General features: G+C 62.2%; 16 protein-coding genes. 4 read left to right on the forward strand and 12 right to left on the reverse strand.

Annotated elements, in window-relative coordinates:
- Window position 1: 1 nt before the first annotated feature.
- The 9 genes from BM173_RS13430 to BM173_RS13470 all read right to left on the reverse strand — a co-directional run bounded on the left by BM173_RS13430 (window position 2) and on the right by BM173_RS13470 (window position 9,099).
- Window positions 2-226, reverse strand: coding sequence for a hypothetical protein (locus tag BM173_RS13430; RefSeq protein ID WP_090482930.1), 225 nt, complete (start codon window positions 224-226; stop codon window positions 2-4).
- An 11-nt stretch (window positions 227-237) separates the two neighbouring features.
- Window positions 238-1,551, reverse strand: a complete 1,314-nt coding sequence (gene glyA / locus BM173_RS13435) for a serine hydroxymethyltransferase (protein ID WP_090482933.1) — start codon at window positions 1,549-1,551, stop codon at window positions 238-240.
- Between the two features lie 2 nt (window positions 1,552-1,553).
- Window positions 1,554-1,991, reverse strand: a complete 438-nt coding sequence (gene rpiB / locus BM173_RS13440) for a ribose 5-phosphate isomerase B (RefSeq protein ID WP_090482936.1) — start codon at window positions 1,989-1,991, stop codon at window positions 1,554-1,556.
- Window positions 1,992-2,059: 68 nt separating this feature from the next.
- Window positions 2,060-2,416: a response regulator gene (locus BM173_RS13445; protein WP_090482938.1), complete on the reverse strand. Its 357-nt coding sequence runs from the start codon at window positions 2,414-2,416 to the stop codon at window positions 2,060-2,062.
- Window positions 2,413-3,807, reverse strand: a complete 1,395-nt coding sequence (locus BM173_RS13450; RefSeq protein ID WP_245755903.1) for a sensor histidine kinase — start codon at window positions 3,805-3,807, stop codon at window positions 2,413-2,415. The genes BM173_RS13445 and BM173_RS13450 overlap by 4 nt, the downstream gene beginning before the upstream one ends.
- A 209-nt stretch (window positions 3,808-4,016) precedes the next feature.
- On the reverse strand, window positions 4,017-6,023 hold the full coding sequence (rpoD, locus tag BM173_RS13455; protein WP_090482941.1) for an RNA polymerase sigma factor RpoD: 2,007 nt from the start codon (window positions 6,021-6,023) through the stop codon (window positions 4,017-4,019).
- 9 nt (window positions 6,024-6,032) lie between these two features.
- Window positions 6,033-7,934, reverse strand: coding sequence for a DNA primase (gene dnaG / locus BM173_RS13460; RefSeq protein ID WP_090482943.1), 1,902 nt, complete (start codon window positions 7,932-7,934; stop codon window positions 6,033-6,035).
- 32 nt (window positions 7,935-7,966) lie between these two features.
- Window positions 7,967-8,650 (reverse strand): hypothetical protein, encoded by a 684-nt coding sequence (locus tag BM173_RS13465; protein ID WP_090482946.1) that lies wholly within the window; start codon window positions 8,648-8,650, stop codon window positions 7,967-7,969.
- Window positions 8,647-9,099, reverse strand: a complete 453-nt coding sequence (locus tag BM173_RS13470) for a GatB/YqeY domain-containing protein (RefSeq protein ID WP_090482949.1) — start codon at window positions 9,097-9,099, stop codon at window positions 8,647-8,649. The genes BM173_RS13465 and BM173_RS13470 overlap by 4 nt, the downstream gene beginning before the upstream one ends.
- 151 nt (window positions 9,100-9,250) lie before the next feature.
- Between BM173_RS13470 and carA the strand changes: the two genes are divergently transcribed.
- From carA to greA, 4 genes are all read left to right on the forward strand, one after another.
- The gene (gene carA, locus BM173_RS13475) at window positions 9,251-10,426 is read left to right on the forward strand and encodes a glutamine-hydrolyzing carbamoyl-phosphate synthase small subunit (RefSeq protein WP_090482953.1); all 1,176 of its coding nucleotides are present in this window, start codon (window positions 9,251-9,253) and stop codon (window positions 10,424-10,426) included.
- Entirely contained in the window at window positions 10,426-10,872 is a 447-nt protein-coding gene (locus tag BM173_RS13480) for a hypothetical protein (protein WP_090482956.1), read from the forward strand. The genes carA and BM173_RS13480 overlap by 1 nt, the downstream gene beginning before the upstream one ends.
- Complete coding sequence (gene carB / locus BM173_RS13485; protein WP_090482959.1) at window positions 10,873-14,196, forward strand: carbamoyl-phosphate synthase large subunit; 3,324 nt, start codon at window positions 10,873-10,875, stop codon at window positions 14,194-14,196. It abuts the gene before it with no gap.
- 112 nt (window positions 14,197-14,308) lie between these two features.
- Window positions 14,309-14,776 (forward strand): transcription elongation factor GreA, encoded by a 468-nt coding sequence (gene greA, locus BM173_RS13490; RefSeq protein WP_090482962.1) that lies wholly within the window; start codon window positions 14,309-14,311, stop codon window positions 14,774-14,776.
- Between the two features lie 12 nt (window positions 14,777-14,788).
- On the opposite strand, the gene BM173_RS13495 is transcribed toward greA, so the two are convergent.
- From BM173_RS13495 to BM173_RS13505, 3 genes are all read right to left on the reverse strand, one after another.
- The gene (locus tag BM173_RS13495; protein WP_090482965.1) at window positions 14,789-15,265 is read right to left on the reverse strand and encodes a GNAT family N-acetyltransferase; all 477 of its coding nucleotides are present in this window, start codon (window positions 15,263-15,265) and stop codon (window positions 14,789-14,791) included.
- 7 nt (window positions 15,266-15,272) lie between these two features.
- Window positions 15,273-15,503: a DUF4170 domain-containing protein gene (locus BM173_RS13500; protein WP_090482968.1), complete on the reverse strand. Its 231-nt coding sequence runs from the start codon at window positions 15,501-15,503 to the stop codon at window positions 15,273-15,275.
- Window positions 15,504-15,610: 107 nt separating this feature from the next.
- Window positions 15,611-16,120 (reverse strand): hypothetical protein, encoded by a 510-nt coding sequence (locus tag BM173_RS13505; RefSeq protein ID WP_090482971.1) that lies wholly within the window; start codon window positions 16,118-16,120, stop codon window positions 15,611-15,613.
- Between the last annotated feature and the right edge of the window lie 42 nt (window positions 16,121-16,162).

A 16,162-nucleotide genomic window follows, 5' to 3' on the forward strand; every position in this document is an offset into this window, starting at 1 on the left:
CTTACGGTCTCAGGCGCTTGTAGAGCATCAGCCCGGCACCCGCGACGCCGCCGATGACCGGTCCGACCACAGGCAGGACCCATCCGGCAACCGCACCGATGGCCGCCCCGGTCAGGACGGGCGCAGTCGAAGGATGATCGACCCCTTCCTTCATCATCGCCTTGAGCTCGTCCCGTGCGTCGGGGAGCAGGTCATGGTCCTGGTGCTTGGGTTCCTTGTCGTCCATCGTCTGGTTCCTCAGCGGCCCGGGTAGACCGGGAATTGCGCACACAGTTCGGATACGCGGGCGCGCACACTTTCTTCGACCTGGCCGTCGCCTTCCGGGCCGTTGCGCGAAAGGCCGTCGACGACTTCGCAGATCAGCTTGCCGATGATTTCGAATTCCGCCGGTCCGAAGCCGCGCGTAGTGCCTGCCGGTGTGCCGAGGCGGATGCCGCTGGTCACGAAGGGGCTGCGCGTGTCGTAGGGAATGCCGTTCTTGTTGCAGGTGAGCCAGGCGCGGTCGAGACCGGCTTCGGCTGCCTTGCCGGTGACGTTCTTGGCGGTGAGGTCGACCAGCATGGAGTGGTTGTCCGTGCCGCCGGAAACCACTCGCAGGCCGTTTGCCTCGATGCCACGCGCAAGGGCACGGGCGTTTTCGACGACGCGGTGTGCATAGTCCTTGAAATCGGGGCGCAGGGCTTCGCCGAACGCGACCGCCTTGGCTGCGACCACGTGCATCAGCGGACCGCCCTGCATCCCCGGGAACACGGCCATGTTGAGCGGCTTGGTCAGCTCTTCGTTGTTCCACAGGATGACGCCGGAACGCGGGCCGCGCAGGCTCTTGTGGGTCGTCGTGGTGACGACATCGGCATGGGGGAAGGGCGAGGGGTGCGCGCCGCCAGCGACGAGGCCGGAAATGTGGCTCATGTCGACCATCAGGATCGCGCCGACTTCATCGGCGACCTTGCGGAACGCTTCCCAGTCCCAGACGCGCGAATATGCGGTACCGCCTGCGATGATGAGCTTGGGCTTATGCTCCTTCGCCGTGGCCATCACCTCGTCCATGTCGATCAGTTCGTCGTCCTTGCGAACGCCGTAGCTGACCGGATTGAACCATTTGCCGCTCATGTTGACCGGCGAGCCGTGGGTGAGGTGACCGCCCGAGTTCAGGTCGAGACCCATGAAGGTGTCGCCGGGTTGCAGCAGGGCCAGGAAAACGGCCTGGTTCATCTGGCTGCCGGAGTTGGGCTGAACATTGGCAAAGTTGCAGCCGAACAATTGTTTGGCCCGCTCTATTGCCAGCGTTTCCACGACATCGGCATAGTCGCACCCGCCGTAATAGCGCTTGCCCGGGTAGCCTTCCGCATACTTGTTTGTGAAGACACTGCCGGTAGCCTCGAGCACGGCCGTAGAAGCGATATTCTCGCTTGCGATCAGTTCGATCTTGTCCTGCTGGCGGGCCAGTTCGTTGCGGATCGCTGCGTGTACCTGAGAATCCGCCTGTTCCAGCGTGTCGTGCCAAAAACGGTCCATCGGGTCGCGTTGGGTGTGTGCTGCCTGGGTTGCCATGATCAGTTTTCCGGGTTGGAGAGCTTGTCGACGCGGCGCTGGTGGCGCCCGCCTGCGAATTCGGTTTCGAGGAATGCGGTCACGCAGGCCTTGGCCATATCGCTACCTGTGAGACGCGCGCCCATCGCGATGCAGTTCGCGTCATTATGTTCGCGGCACAGCGATGCTGAGAGAGGTTCCGACACGAGCGCGCAGCGCACGGCGGGATTGCGATTGACGGACATCGAAATCCCGATGCCCGACCCGCACAGGGCAATGCCGCGCTCTGCCGTGTCATCGGCTACGACACTCGCCAGCTTATAGCCGAAGTCGGGGTAATCGACGCTTTCGGTCGTGTCCGGGCCAAGGTCGGCGACCTCGTGTCCCTGTTCGATGAGCCAATCGCGCAGTTCGGCCTTCAGGTCGATCGCGGCGTGGTCGGAGGCAATAGCGATACGCATGGTGCGGCCATACGCATTTCGCGGTGAGCAATCTACCGCCTAATCCGGTCATCCACGGCGGAACGCCATCAAACGCGGCTCAATTGCTCCACTGCATCTTTGATCTGATGGATCGAGTAGGGCTTGGTCACCGTGGGCACATTTTCGAACCCGTCCGCGTGCGCGTTATCACCATAACCCGTGGCGAACATTACCGGGACCCCCTGATCCAGCAGTTTCCTAGCTACACCGTAGCTTTTCTCTCCGCGGACATTCACGTCGAGTATCCCGAAATCGAATGACGCGCTCCCCAGCAGCTCCTCCGCTTCATCGAGGGCGGTCGCGAGCGATACCTTGGCACCTTCGTCCAGCAAAAGATCCTCCAGCCCGAAGGCGATAATCGGTTCGTCTTCGAGAATGAAGAAATGCATGCCATCGATCGTCACAGCCTCGTCTCCAGGCGACAGTGCAGTCCATCGGTATCATAGTTCATATCGCAGGAATCTCCGCGATTACCGAATGCACGCGAGATCAGCCGCGATCCGAAACCCCGCCGGGTTGGCTCACTGATTTTCGGTCCACCGGTTTCCTGCCAGTCGAAGATCAGGTGTGCCCCGTCCTCTCGAGGTTCTCGTGCCCAGCTTATGCCCAGTCGGCCTTCGTCTGCGGACAGTGCGCCATACTTCAGAGCATTGGTCGCCAGCTCATGGACCACCATCGCCAATGCTACAGCGGATTGCGGGTCCAACGTAACCTTCGGACCGTCCAGCGAGTACCTACCGGATTGCAGCCCGGCGGTAGCCTCGAGGGAGGCTCTGATGATTTTCTCGACATCGGCCTTTTTCCAGGTGTTCTCGGTGAGAAGATCGTGCGCGCTGGCAAGGGCGGCGATGCGGGCGAAGAAAACTTCCAGACCGACATGTCCGGTGTCGGATTTGAATGACTGCTGGGCGAGGCCCTGTACGATGGCGAGCGTGTTCTTCACACGGTGGTTGAGCTCGTTGATCAGCAACTGTTGCCGCTCTTCGGCTTCGACTTCCTCGCTGACGTCGTACCCCTGGATCAGGATGCCACTGACTTCGCCGGTGTCCTCGGTGATCGGCTGGAAAATGAACTCCAGATGCGATTCCGTGGTGGCGCCGGTTTCAGGATCGATCAGGGCGACCCGCTCGCGATTGCCGAAATACGGCTCGGCGCTGGCCCTTACTTCGTCGAGGATCTTCCCGAAGCCTTGCTCGACCACCTCGGGCAAAGCCTCGGCGACAGTTAGCCCGATCAGCTTGCGCCCTCCCAGAAGGCGGCGGTAGGCGGCATTCGCCAGAACGAAAGTGTGTTCCGGACCGGAGATTACCGCGACGAAGCCCGGCGCCTGCTCCAGCAGCATCCGGATACGATCTAGTTCCGCGGAAGCCAGACGGTATCGCTCTTCGACTTTCTTCGCCCGCTCGACCACGCTTGCTTCATCGATGGCACGACGCAGGTTTTCCAGTTCGGTGATATTGACCGTATGCTGGAGGATATAGCGGACCTCACCGTCATCGCCCTTCAGGGGCGTGTGAGTGGCGCTCCAGTAATGCGTATCGAATGAGCCATCGGGATTGGAGATATCGTACCTGATGTGCGCGATCTCGTCGGTCTCGCCCGTCCTGAGCACGCGGTCGAAAGATTCCTTGAGCTGCCGGTAACTCTCGCCTTCGCTCGGGAATGCCTCGAACATCGGCCGCCCGAGAATGTCCTCTCGCTCGCGCATTGTGACGCGCAGGTAGGCATCGTTCATCCATGCAAGTTCAAGATTGCGATTCAAAAGGACATAGGGATTCGGCGAGTTGGCGAGCAACTCCTTGAAATCGATGTCTGAAACGTGTTGCGGTATAAGCCCCCCCTCGCGAGGGCGCGCCCGATCACGAGACCCGCTCGGACACCCTCTTACCGCACGCAATCACTGCCGTGCAGCAAGGTTCCCGAAACCACGGAATTTCGCCGGTAGGGTGCGAATTTTTCGACCGCCGGTCGATCCCTGGAAGGGAAAGCCGGCGGTGCCCGAACTTACTGGTCGAGGAAAGAGCGCATCTTGCGGCTGCGGCTCGGGTGCTTGAGCTTGCGCAGCGCCTTGGCCTCGATCTGGCGGATACGCTCGCGCGTCACCGAGAACTGCTGGCCTACTTCTTCCAGTGTGTGGTCGGTGTTCATGCCGATGCCGAAGCGCATGCGCAGCACGCGTTCTTCACGCGGGGTGAGCGAAGCAAGGACGCGGGTGACCGTTTCCTTGAGGTTCGCCTGAATCGCTGCATCGACAGGGATGATCGCGTTCTTGTCCTCGATGAAATCGCCGAGGTGCGAATCTTCCTCGTCGCCGATGGGCGTTTCGAGGCTGATCGGCTCCTTGGCGATCTTCATCACCTTGCGCACCTTTTCGAGCGGCATGGAGAGCTTCTCCGCCATCTCTTCGGGTGTCGGTTCGCGGCCCTGGTCATGCAGGAACTGGCGCGAGCAGCGGACCAGCTTGTTGATCGTCTCGATCATGTGGACCGGAATACGGATCGTGCGGGCCTGGTCGGCGATCGAGCGGGTGATTGCCTGCCTGATCCACCAGGTCGCGTAAGTGCTGAACTTGTAGCCGCGGCGGTATTCGAATTTGTCGACCGCCTTCATCAGGCCGATGTTGCCTTCCTGGATCAGGTCCAGGAACTGCAGGCCGCGGTTGGTGTACTTTTTCGCGATCGAGATCACGAGACGCAGGTTCGCCTCGACCATTTCCTTCTTGGCGATGCGCGCTTCGCGTTCGCCCTTCTGGACCATGTTAACGATGCGGCGGAATTCGGGCAGGGCCATGCCGGTTGCGCTGGCGATGTCGGCGATTTCCGCACGGATACGGTCGATCGCGTCGGCTTCCTTCTCGGCGAAGGCGGCCCACTTCTTGTCCTTCTTGACCTTGTCTTCCATCCACGTGTCGTCGAGCTCGTTCCCGATATAGGAATCGAGGAAGTCGACACGCTTGACCTTGTGGCGCTCTGCAAGGCGGAGCATCTGGCCGCCGAGAGCGGTCAGGCGGCGGTTGAAGGCATAGAGGTTGTCGACCAGGAATTCGATCTTGGTCGCGTGGAACTGGACGCTTTCCACCTCGGCAGTGAGCTGTTCCGAAAGCGCTTCGTACTTCTTTTCCTTGGCAGCCGGGAAGTCGTCGCCACGGCCGAGAACTTCGACGCGTTCGGCCTGGAGCTTTTCGAATTTGCCGAACAGGTCCGCGATACGGGCGAAGCGTTCGATGGCGTCCGGTTTGAGGGCGGCTTCCATCTGAGCAAGGGACATGGTGTTGTCCTCTTCCTCTTCGTCGTCCTTCTTCGAACCTTCTTCGCCGTCTTCGTCTTCCGATTCCTCGGAATCGTCGTCGTCTTCGTCACGAATGGTCGGGCCGGCGGTTTCTTCCGAGATTTCGCCGTCGTCGTCATCGTCTTCGGCGTCGTCGTTCAGCTTGTCCGCCGGCGGTTCCTTGGACAGCATGGCGTCGAGATCGAGGATCTCGCGCAGCTGCATTTCCTCGGCATTGAGCGCTTCGGACCACTGGATGATAGCGTGGAAGGTGATCGGGCTCTGGCACAGGCCCATGATCATCATGTCGCGACCGGACTCGATACGCTTCGCAATGGCGATTTCGCCTTCGCGGCTGAGCAGCTCGACCGCGCCCATTTCGCGCAGGTACATGCGGACTGGATCGTCCGTACGCTCACCAGCGGCCAGTTTCTTCGGCCCGGCCGGCTTCTTGGCAGGCTCTTTCTCGCCGGAAGAAGGCGCCGGAGCGATTTCCTCGACTTCGTCTTCCTGCTCTGCATCCTCGTCGTTTTCGACGATCTGCACGCCCATTTCGGACAGGGCAGACTGGATGTCTTCGATCTGGTCGGAACTCATCTCGCCCTGAGGCAAGGCGTCGTTGAGCTCGTCATAGGTGACGTAGCCCTTCTTCTTCGCCTTGGTGAGAAGCTTTTTGACCGACGCTTCGTTGAGATCGATCAGCGGTGCGTCGTCTTTGTCGCCCGACTTGGTCTTGGTGGCCATAAAGAGCAATCAGTCCGTACTTGCGCCGCTGCCAGGTCCCGTGTCCTGAGCGGCATCTGAATCTTTTGCGGTCGCCGAAGCGGCCTTGCGGCTTGCCATTTGCCCGAGTCGCGCCTCGAATTCCAGCTTCCGTTTCAGCAATTGCTGCTGTTCGACGAAAGCCCCTTCGGGGTCGCTCTCGAAACGCGCGGTCGCTGCTGCCAACGCGGCTTCGAGTGCCGGCCTTTCGACCAGCAGAGACACGGCTTCGGCCAGTTCCTCGCGCGCATCTACCGGGTCGGTGCCTTCATCAAGAAAGGCGAAGCGGATGTTTGCCGGTGGGGCGGGTAGGCCTTCGGGTAGCGATATGGGCGATTGCGCGTGCGAATCAAGCGTTTCCGCTGCGGCAAGAAGCGAATCTATCGCCGAACCGACATTTCGGTCACTCTGTGCCACGCGGGCAAGCGCGGCCTCGTGGCGGGCGATCTCGCCCGGATGGCGCAGCATTCCGTGGATTACAGCACTCGCCAGCGTATCGCGCGACCCGCCTTCGATCGCTCTTTTCAAGCGCCGCTCGGCATCGGCCGAAAGCTGGGGAGAAGGTGCTTTGAAGCTTCCCTTTTTCCATTCCCCACGCGGTTTGAATTCGCGCTGGGGGCGGGGCGGAAAGGCGAAGTCGGAAAAGCGCTGGGTCAGTTCGCGCTTGTAGAGCGCCCGGATGTCGGGATGCTCGATGGCCTCGACGTGGTGCATCAGGCGCGCTTTCAACCCGGCTTTCTCTTCCGGTGAGGTCAGGGGCGCGGCGGCCTTCTCGAACTCCCACAAGGTGTCGAGGAGGCTCGCCGGGCTGGAGAGCAGATCTTCGATGGCCGACACGCCCTTTTCGCGGATCAGGTCATCGGGGTCCATTCCGGCAGGCAGCCTGACGATGGAGAGCGAATGCCCGGGACGCAGCATGGGGAGGGCACGTTCGATGGCGCGCATTGCGGCGCGTTGCCCGGCATTGTCGCCGTCGAAACACAGGATCGGCCGCTCGACCTGCCGCCAGAGAAGTTCGATCTGGTTCTCGGTCAGGGCCGTGCCGAGCGGTGCGACGGCCTCTGCGATGCCGGCGTTCGCCAGTGCGATCGCGTCCATGTACCCTTCGACGACGATAATCCGCCCGGTCTGGCGAGACGCGGGCGCGGCGCGGTGCAAGTTATAAAGCGTGCGACCCTTGTCGAAGAGCGGCGTGTCGGGCGAGTTGAGATATTTCGGCGCATTGGGATTGCTGTCGCTATCGAGAATGCGTCCGCCGAAAGCGATGACCCGACCGCGCGCATCGTGGATCGGGAGCATCAGCCGCGCACGAAAGCGGTCGTAGGGATCCTTGCCCTCGACCTCGATCCGCATGCCGGCTTCGATCAGCATTTGCTCCTCAAAGCGCGACAACGCCGCTTTCGAGGCCTGCCTGTCCTGCGGAGCGTATCCGAAACCGAATTCGCGCACCGTCTTGTCGGAGAAGCCCCTGCGCGAGAGATAGGCGCGTGCTGCTACCCCGTCCGCACCCCTCAGATTGCTTTCGAACCAGTCCTGCGCCGCTGCCGTGACGTCGTGCAGGCTGGCGCGCTTTTCGGCGCGTTTGGCGGCCTGAGGATCGGGAGCAGGGACTTCCATGCCCGCTTCCGCCGCCAATTCCTTGACCGCATCCATGAAGGGCATGCCGCGCTGGTCGGTCAGCCAACGGATGGCATCGCCATGCGCCTCGCACCCGAAGCAGTGATAGAACCCCTTCTCGTCATTGACGTAGAAGCTGGGCGTCTTCTCGTTATGGAACGGGCAGCAGGCTTTGAACTCACGCCCCGCCTTGGTCAGGCGCACGCTGCGGCCAATCACAGCGGACAGGGTCGTCCGCATGCGCAATTCGTCCAGCCATTGGGGTGAGAGGGCCATCTCCTCTCCCTACTGCCTGACGGCCCCTGCCGCTAGTTGGCGGGCGTTTCCGTTGCCGGTTTTTCCTCCGCCGGGAAGGGACCCCGTGCAACGGCCTGATCGCCCAGGACTTCCAGCAAGAACGCATCGGAAGGACCGGCGGGAGGTTCAGTTGACTGCCACCATACGGTGACGGTGGCGTTTTCCTGCCAATTCTGCCCGTCGACGACTCTCCAGATGAGACGGCCATCGTCGATCGTCACGCCAATTGCATCCTCGCTACCGAAAGCGGCCTGCGCCTGGCTGCGCGAATAGCCTAGCGAGCCGTTGAAGCCGTGGGCGCGCTCGGTGGTCCTGAACAGGGTAGGCGGCGCTTCGACCACTTCGGGACCTGCTTCAGGCTGAGCAGTACTTACGCCGTCGAGGGTCACCTGGTGGACGTACGTATAGATCGTGTCTTCCGGCATCTGGCCCGGCTCGCAGGTCTCGACGCCTTCGGGGCACGCGACGAAGCTGACCATGGTGCCGATCTGTGCGCTGCCTGCGCTCAGGACCGTTTCGACCTCGGGCCCTTGCGGACCGACGATCTTCGCACCCAGCGTCGACAGGTCGAGATCGGCGGCGACCAGCGTGCGCGGCTGCGCAGGCGTTGGCGTAGGCGTCGGCGCGGGTTCGGGCTCGCTCGACCCGCAGGCGGCGAGGGCGAATGGCGCGGCAATCAGCAGGAGGCGCTTCACGACAGCGCCTCCTTCACGAGGCCGCTGGCTTTGCTCATATCGAGCGTTGCGCCGTGGCGGGCTTTCAATTCGCCCATGACCTTGCCCATGTCCTTCATGCCCTCGGCACCGGTATCGGCCTTGATCTGGGCGATGGCCGCGCGGGTTTCATCCTCGCTCATCTGCTTGGGGAGGAATTCCTCGATCACGACGAGTTCGGCCTTTTCCTTGTCGGCCAGTTCCTGCCGCCCGCCGTCTTCGTACATCGCAATCGATTCGCGGCGCTGCTTGGCCATCTTCATCAGTACGTCGGTGACGAGCTCGTCGTCTTCCGGCTTTTTGTCCGAGGTGCGCAGCTCGATATCGCGATCCTTGATCTTGGCACCGATCAGGCGCAGCGCGGCGGTCCGCTCCTTGTCCTTGGCCTTCATGGCAGTGACGGTTTCGGTCTGGATCTTTTCGCGGAGCATGGGGCCTCGTAACGCTAATCTGTGGATGGTTCGGGTCCCATGTAAGGCAAGCTGACGCAAAGCCAAGTGTTCCGCTTGACGGAGGCGCGCTGCACCTATAGCGGCCATGGCTTAGCGACATCGCCGGAAACCCCTGACTCGGAGAGCCCCCATGGCCCTGCCCGCATTCTCGCACGCGCAACCCAAAGGCGCGACGGGAGTCCTCGTCTTCGCGGACGGAACCTGCATCTGGGGCAAGGGCTTCGGCGCTTCCGGATCGGCCGTCGGCGAAGTGTGCTTCAACACGGCGATGACCGGATACCAGGAGGTGATGACAGATCCCTCCTACGACAGCCAGATCGTCACCTTCACTTTCCCGCACATAGGCAATGTCGGCGCGAACGAGGAAGACCACGAAAGCCGCGGGCTGGGTGCGGTCGGCTGCATCGTGCGTCAGGAAGTCACGCCGCAGTCCAACTTCCGCGCGCAGCAGGAATTCGTCGACTGGATGACCGCCCACGGCAAGATCGGCCTGTCGGGCGTAGACACGCGCGCGCTTACCCGCCGCATTCGCCTCAACGGCGCGCCGAACGCGGTCATCGCGCACAATCCGCGCGGCGAGTTCGACATGAAGGCGCTGAAGAAGCAGGCCGCGGAATGGAGCGGGCTGGAAGGCCTCGACCTCGTTCCCGGCGTGACCCGCGAGGGGCAGGAAGACTGGAAGGGCGGCCACTGGCAGCTCGGCTTCGGTTATACCGAAGGGACTGCGGCAAAGCCGCACGTCGTCGCCATAGATTACGGCGCGAAGGACAATATCTTCCGCAATCTCGTGAAGGCAGGGGCCAAGGTCACGGTCGTGCCTGCGCGCACCCCGCTTGACGAGGTGATGGCGCTGAAGCCCGATGGCGTGTTCCTGTCGAACGGCCCGGGCGATCCGGCGGCAACCGGCGAATATGCGGTGCCGGTCATCAAGGGCCTGCTGGATGCGGACGTGCCGCTGTTCGGCATCTGCCTCGGTCACCAGATGCTCGGCCTCGCGGCTGGCGCGAAGACCGCCAAGATGTTCCAGGGCCACCGCGGCGCCAACCATCCCGTCCAGCGTGTCGGCGGAGAGTGGGGCGCCAGCGAAGGCCTCGTCGAGATCACCAGCATGAACCACGGCTTCGCGGTCGATGTCGACACCCTGCCGGACGGCGTGGAGCAGACTCACGTTTCGCTGTTCGACGGCACCAATTGCGGTATCTCGATCAAGGGCAAGAAGGCGTTCGGCGTACAGTACCACCCCGAGGCGAGCCCCGGCCCGCAGGACAGCTTCTACCTGTTCGAGAAATTCGTGGGGATGCTTTGATGTTCTCACCGGATCGGAAAACCTTTGTGTTTCCAATTCTTTGCGCGGCCCTCTTGTCGGCCTGCGCGAGTGAAACCGATCTGGATCAGGATTGGTGCTTAGACGCGGGAATAGCTGAAACCGCCGAGGGCGAATGGAAAGTTGCCTTCATCGATCTTAGCGCTGCATCCGCTTCGACAATCGCCCTCTACCGGGATACCGAAGTGACTGACGGGTGGGGTGCTCCCAGTCAGTGGATACAGTCCGCAGATTTCGATGAGGGGCGCCAGCGCTTCATCGAAAGCGGAATCCATCCCGCAGGCACGGTCTACACCGACGAGGAAGGTATGGTTCTGTACCGTTCTCCGCCAACCCAGGATTCCCTTCAGGCATTGTGCGCCTCAATACCTGCTCAAGCCAAACTGATCCTCCTGAAACCGACTGCGGCACCGGACGAAAGCAACTAAATGCCCAAAAGAACCGACATCTCCTCGATCCTCGTCATTGGCGCCGGTCCGATCATCATCGGGCAAGCCTGCGAGTTCGATTATTCCGGCACGCAGGCGATCAAGGCGCTGAAGGAGGAGGGCTACCGGGTCATCCTGGTGAACTCCAACCCCGCCACGATCATGACCGATCCGGAAATGGCCGACGCGACTTATGTCGAGCCGATAACGCCGGAAATCGTCGCCAAGATCATCGAAAAGGAGCGGCCCGACGCGGTGCTGCCCACGATGGGCGGGCAGACAGCGTTGAACTGCGCGCTCAAGCTCGACGAGCTGGGTGTGCTGGAGAAGTACGGCGTCCAGATGATCGGCGCCAAGGCCGACGCCATCGACAAGGCGGAAAACCGCCAGCGCTTCCGCGAGGCGATGGACAAGATCGGCCTCGAAAGCGCACGCAGCGGCATTGCAAACACGGTGGATGAAGCCTTCGCGGTGCTCGAACGCACCGGTCTGCCTTCCATCATCCGCCCCAGCTTCACGCTCGGCGGGACCGGCGGGGGCATCGCTTATAACAAGGCCGAGTTCGAGCGCATCGTGCGCGAGGGCCTCGACGCATCGCCCACGACCGAAGTGCTGATCGAGGAATCGCTCCTCGGCTGGAAAGAATACGAGATGGAGGTGGTGCGCGACCGCAAGGACAATTGCATCATCATCTGTTCGATCGAGAACGTCGATCCGATGGGCGTGCACACTGGCGATTCCATCACCGTCGCCCCCGCGCTGACGCTGACCGACAAGGAATACCAGATCATGCGCACCGCCTCGATCGAGGTCTTGCGTGAAATCGGTGTGGAAACAGGCGGTTCGAACGTACAGTTCGCAGTCAATCCCAAGGATGGCCGCCTGATCGTGATCGAGATGAACCCGCGCGTCTCCCGCTCCTCGGCGCTGGCATCCAAGGCGACCGGTTTCCCGATCGCGCGCGTCGCGGCAAAGCTGGCGGTGGGCTACACGCTCGACGAGATCCAGAACGAGATCACCGGCGCAACGCCCGCATCGTTCGAGCCGACCATCGATTATGTCGTCACCAAGATCCCGCGCTTCGCCTTCGAGAAGTTCAAGGGCGCAAAGCCCGAACTCGCCACGGCGATGAAGTCGGTGGGCGAGGTCATGGCGATCGGTCGCTGCTTTGCAGAGAGCATGCAGAAGGCGCTGCGCGGCCTTGAAACCGGCCTCGACGGGTTTAACCGCGTGCCCGAACTGGAAGGCGTGAGCCGCGACAAGATCACCGCGGCGCTCTCGCAGCGCACGCCCGATCGTATCCTCAAGATCGCACAGGCCTTCCGCGAAGGCCTGACCGTCGACGAAATCCAGCCGATCACCGGTTTCGACCCGTGGTTCCTGCGCCAGATCGAAGCGATCATCTACGAAGAGCAGATGCTCGGCCACAACGGCCTGCCGCGCGATGCCGAAGAAATGCGCCGCCTCAAGGCCATGGGCTTCTCCGACAAGCGCCTCGCCACGCTGGCGGTCCGTTCGGTCGGCGTTGCCGGCGGCATGGCGGAAACGCAGGCCCGCCGCTCCGGCCTACTGCATGACGCTTTGCGCGCCATGGCCGGAGCCACCAGCGAACAGGAAGTTCGTAAGCTGCGCCAGAAGCTCGGCGTGAACCCCGTTTTCAAGCGGATCGACAGCTGCGCGGCCGAATTCGAGGCCGTCACGCCCTACATGTACTCTACCTACGAAGCGCCCAGCTTCGGTGAGCCCGAGGACGAGGCGGAGCCGAGCGATCGCAAGAAGATCGTCATTCTCGGCGGCGGCCCGAACCGGATCGGGCAGGGCATCGAGTTCGACTATTGCTGCGTCCACGCCTGCTTCGCTCTGGCCGAGGCAGGGTTCGAGACCATCATGGTCAATTGCAACCCCGAGACCGTTTCGACCGATTACGACACCTCCGACCGCCTCTATTTCGAGCCGCTGACGGAAGAGGACGTGCTGGAAATCCTGCGCGTCGAAATGTCTAAGGGTGAAGTCGTGGGCGTAATCGTCCAGTTCGGCGGCCAGACTCCGCTAAAGCTGGCCGCTGCGCTAGAACGCGAAGGCATCCCGATCCTCGGTACATCGCCCGATGCGATCGACCTCGCCGAAGACCGCGAACGTTTCGCCAAGCTGGTTTCGAAGCTCGATCTCATGCAGCCGGACAATGGCATCGCGAAGAGCCGTGACGAGGCGGCAGCCGTCGCTGCGCGGATCGGATATCCGGTCCTGCTCCGCCCGAGCTATGTCCTTGGCGGCCGCGCGATGGAGATCGTCGACAGCGAAGCTCAGCTGGATGACTACATCAACACGGCCGTTAACGTGTCGGGAGACAGCCCCGTGCTCGTCGACCAGTATCTGCGCGATGCGGTCGAATGCGACGTCGATGTAATTGCCGATGGCAATGAGGTGCGCATCGCCGGCGTCATGCAGCACATCGAGGAAGCCGGCGTGCACTCGGGCGACAGCGCCTGCACCCTGCCGCCTTACAGCCTGCCCGACGACATCGTCGAGGAGATGGAGCGCCAGGCGACCGCCCTGGCAGAAGCTCTCGACGTGCGCGGCCTGATGAACGTGCAGTTCGCCGTGAAGAACGGCGAGGTCTACCTGATCGAGGTCAATCCGCGCGCCAGCCGTACCGTGCCCTTCGTGGCGAAGGCCATCGGCCAGCCCGTCGCCAAGGTCGCCGCGCGCGTCATGGCGGGCGAACCGCTTTCCAATTTCGAACCGTTCAACCTGCGGCCCGACCATATGGCTGTGAAGGAAGCCGTCTTCCCCTTCAGCCGCTTCCCCGGCTCCGATCCGGTCCTGTCGCCTGAGATGAAGAGCACCGGCGAGGTGATGGGGATCGACCGCGATTTCCCGGCGGCGTTCCTGAAATCGCAGCTGGGGGCGGGCATGATCCTCCCCGAAGGCGGCACGCTCTTCGTGTCGGTCAAGGACAGCGACAAGGAAGTCATCCTTCCCGCAGTCGCTACCGTGCTGGAGCAGGGCTTCCGCGTCATCGCGACGGGCGGCACGCAGCGGTTTCTCGCAGAGCAGGGCCTGAACGTCGAACCGGTCAACAAGGTGGCCGAAGGTCGCCCGCACATCGTCGATGCAATCATCGACGGTGAAGTGGACTTGATCTTCAACACTACCGAGGGTTGGCAGTCGCTTCTGGACAGTCAGTCGATCCGTGTGGCGGCACTCGAAAAGAAGGTCCCGTACTACACGACCGCTGCGGCCAGCCTTGCTGCGGCGCGGGCGATTGCGGAGGTTTCGACCGAGCAGCTTGAAGTGCGTTCATTGCAAGACTATTATAGCTGACAAGAACACACGCCTACCTTCCTGACAGACGAACATTCCACGATCCGCTTTTCCTGCGGGTGGGTTCGAATTGTCCCGGGGGGCAGGGCAAGCAGGAAGGATTTGGGGTTCCATGGATAAAGTGCCGATGCTGGCCGAGGGCTACGAGAAGCTCACTGCCGATCTGAAGGTGCTGCGTGCCGAAAGGCCCAGGATCGTCGACGCGATCGAGGAAGCGCGCGCGCACGGCGACCTTTCGGAAAACGCCGAATACCACGCCGCGAAGGAGCGTCAGGGCCAGGTGGAAGCCATGATCGGCGACCTGGAAGACAAGATCAGCCGCGCCCAGATCATCGACCCGAGCACGCTTTCGGGCGACAAGGTCGTCTTCGGAGCGACCGTGACCCTGCTCGACGAAGACGACAAGCCGGTGAAATACCAGATCGTCGGCCAGACCGAAGCGGATGCCGCCAAGGGCCGGATTTCCTACACCTCGCCGATCGCTCGCGCGCTGATCGGCAAGCAGGTAGAGGAAGAGGTCGAGGTGACCGTTCCTTCGGGCGACAAGTTCTACCTGATCGACAAGATCGAATTCATCTGAGGCGACACGCCGTCAGTCGATGGCTTTTTCCATCGCCCAGTTGTGAATCGGCACCCCGTCGATTTCGAATTCGCGCTTTTCCGTAGCCACGTAACCCGCCTCCTCGAATGAGGGGCGGGCCAGGTCGCTCGCCTCTGTGTAGAGGCGGGTGATGCCGTGGTGCTTTGCGAAGAGCGATGCAGTCGCCAGCAAGTTCAGCGCCAGACCTTTCCGGGTGTGCGCCGGATCGTTGTAGAGATGATCCAGATGCCCGTCCGGCTCCAGCAGCGCATAGGCTACCGGGGCGTCGTCCTCGTCTGCGGCGACAAAAATCGTCGCGCCATTGCTCACGCGTTCGCGATAGAGCGCCGCACCCGGGTGCCGCGATAGCCAGACATCGACCTGCTCGTCCGAATAGGCTTCCGGCCCGATGCCCTTGATCGCGGCCCTGCAGACCGATGCGAGGGCCTCTGCATCCGAATCCTGGTAGGGCCGGATCGAGTAGGCCACGACCTTGTCAGGCTTCCGGATCGAGCAGCTTGTGCAGGTGCACGATGACGTATTTCATCTCGGCATCGTCGACCGTGCGCTGGGCATTGCCGCGCCATGCGCTTTCGGCGTCTTCGTAAGTGGAATAGACGCCCGCGACGTGGATGCTTTCGGGATCGTTGAACGTCACGCTGCGCGGATCGGTCACCCGGCCGCCCATGACGAGGTAGAGCGTCTGCTTGCTCTCTTTTTCTTCCATGATGTCTGTTTTCCGATCTTGGGGAGGAGATTTGCGACGCCCATAGCGAAAGCGGCGCGACAGGAAAACCCGTCGCGCCGCTTTGGCATCGAACTGCTACTTATGTCTTAGCGACCGACGCGCGCCTTCAGGTCGCGCACGGTACGCGAAGACTTGCGGCTCGCCTTGCGGCCGCTGGACCTCAGCGCATCGCCAAGCGAATCGGCGCGATACGCCGCATCACGCTTGAGCCTGCGGGCCTGGGTGCCGGCGGCATCGGTGTAATCTTCGAACTTGTCGCCGACTTCGTCGATGATCGAGAGGCCATAGGCGAGGGCTGCGTCTGCTGCATAGGATGCGAGCGAGCCGCCGCGGCGACCGAGTTCGCGCCCCCTGCGCGTCATTGCGCCGATGGCCAGCCCGACTACGACCGCACCGGCGACGGTTGCGACGGGGTGCTTCTTGGCGAAGTCGACCGCGCTATCTGCAACGTCCTTCGCCTGGTCGGCGAAGCTGCGTTCTTCATTGCGCTTTTCGCCGGCTTCGATCCGCTTGCGAAGACGTTCACGCTTCTGCTCGTCGCTGAGCTGGCTGTCGGCGCTGATCGGGGTGACGTTCGTGGTGGCGTTGTCTGCCATGTTCTTTCTCCGGAATTTGTGTTCGTGGAGTCAACGATCTGA

This window comes from Qipengyuania nanhaisediminis, assembly GCF_900115585.1.
GTDB classification, from domain to species: domain Bacteria; phylum Pseudomonadota; class Alphaproteobacteria; order Sphingomonadales; family Sphingomonadaceae; genus Qipengyuania; species Qipengyuania nanhaisediminis.

Excerpts from the sequence above, each read along its gene's own strand:
- BM173_RS13430 (WP_090482930.1), bottom strand. The coding sequence starts at position 226 with ATGGACGACAAGGAACCCAAGCACCAGGACCATGACCTGCTCCCCGAC.
- glyA (WP_090482933.1), bottom strand. The coding sequence starts at position 1,551 with ATGGCAACCCAGGCAGCACACACCCAACGCGACCCGATGGACCGTTTT.
- rpiB (WP_090482936.1), bottom strand. The coding sequence starts at position 1,991 with ATGCGTATCGCTATTGCCTCCGACCACGCCGCGATCGACCTGAAGGCC.
- rpoD (WP_090482941.1), bottom strand. The coding sequence starts at position 6,023 with ATGGCCACCAAGACCAAGTCGGGCGACAAAGACGACGCACCGCTGATC.
- dnaG (WP_090482943.1), bottom strand. The coding sequence starts at position 7,934 with ATGGCCCTCTCACCCCAATGGCTGGACGAATTGCGCATGCGGACGACC.
- BM173_RS13470 (WP_090482949.1), bottom strand. The coding sequence starts at position 9,099 with ATGCTCCGCGAAAAGATCCAGACCGAAACCGTCACTGCCATGAAGGCC.
- carA (WP_090482953.1), top strand. The coding sequence starts at position 9,251 with ATGGCCCTGCCCGCATTCTCGCACGCGCAACCCAAAGGCGCGACGGGA.
- BM173_RS13480 (WP_090482956.1), top strand. The coding sequence starts at position 10,426 with ATGTTCTCACCGGATCGGAAAACCTTTGTGTTTCCAATTCTTTGCGCG.
- carB (WP_090482959.1), top strand. The coding sequence starts at position 10,873 with ATGCCCAAAAGAACCGACATCTCCTCGATCCTCGTCATTGGCGCCGGT.
- greA (WP_090482962.1), top strand. The coding sequence starts at position 14,309 with ATGGATAAAGTGCCGATGCTGGCCGAGGGCTACGAGAAGCTCACTGCC.
- BM173_RS13500 (WP_090482968.1), bottom strand. The coding sequence starts at position 15,503 with ATGGAAGAAAAAGAGAGCAAGCAGACGCTCTACCTCGTCATGGGCGGC.
- BM173_RS13505 (WP_090482971.1), bottom strand. The coding sequence starts at position 16,120 with ATGGCAGACAACGCCACCACGAACGTCACCCCGATCAGCGCCGACAGC.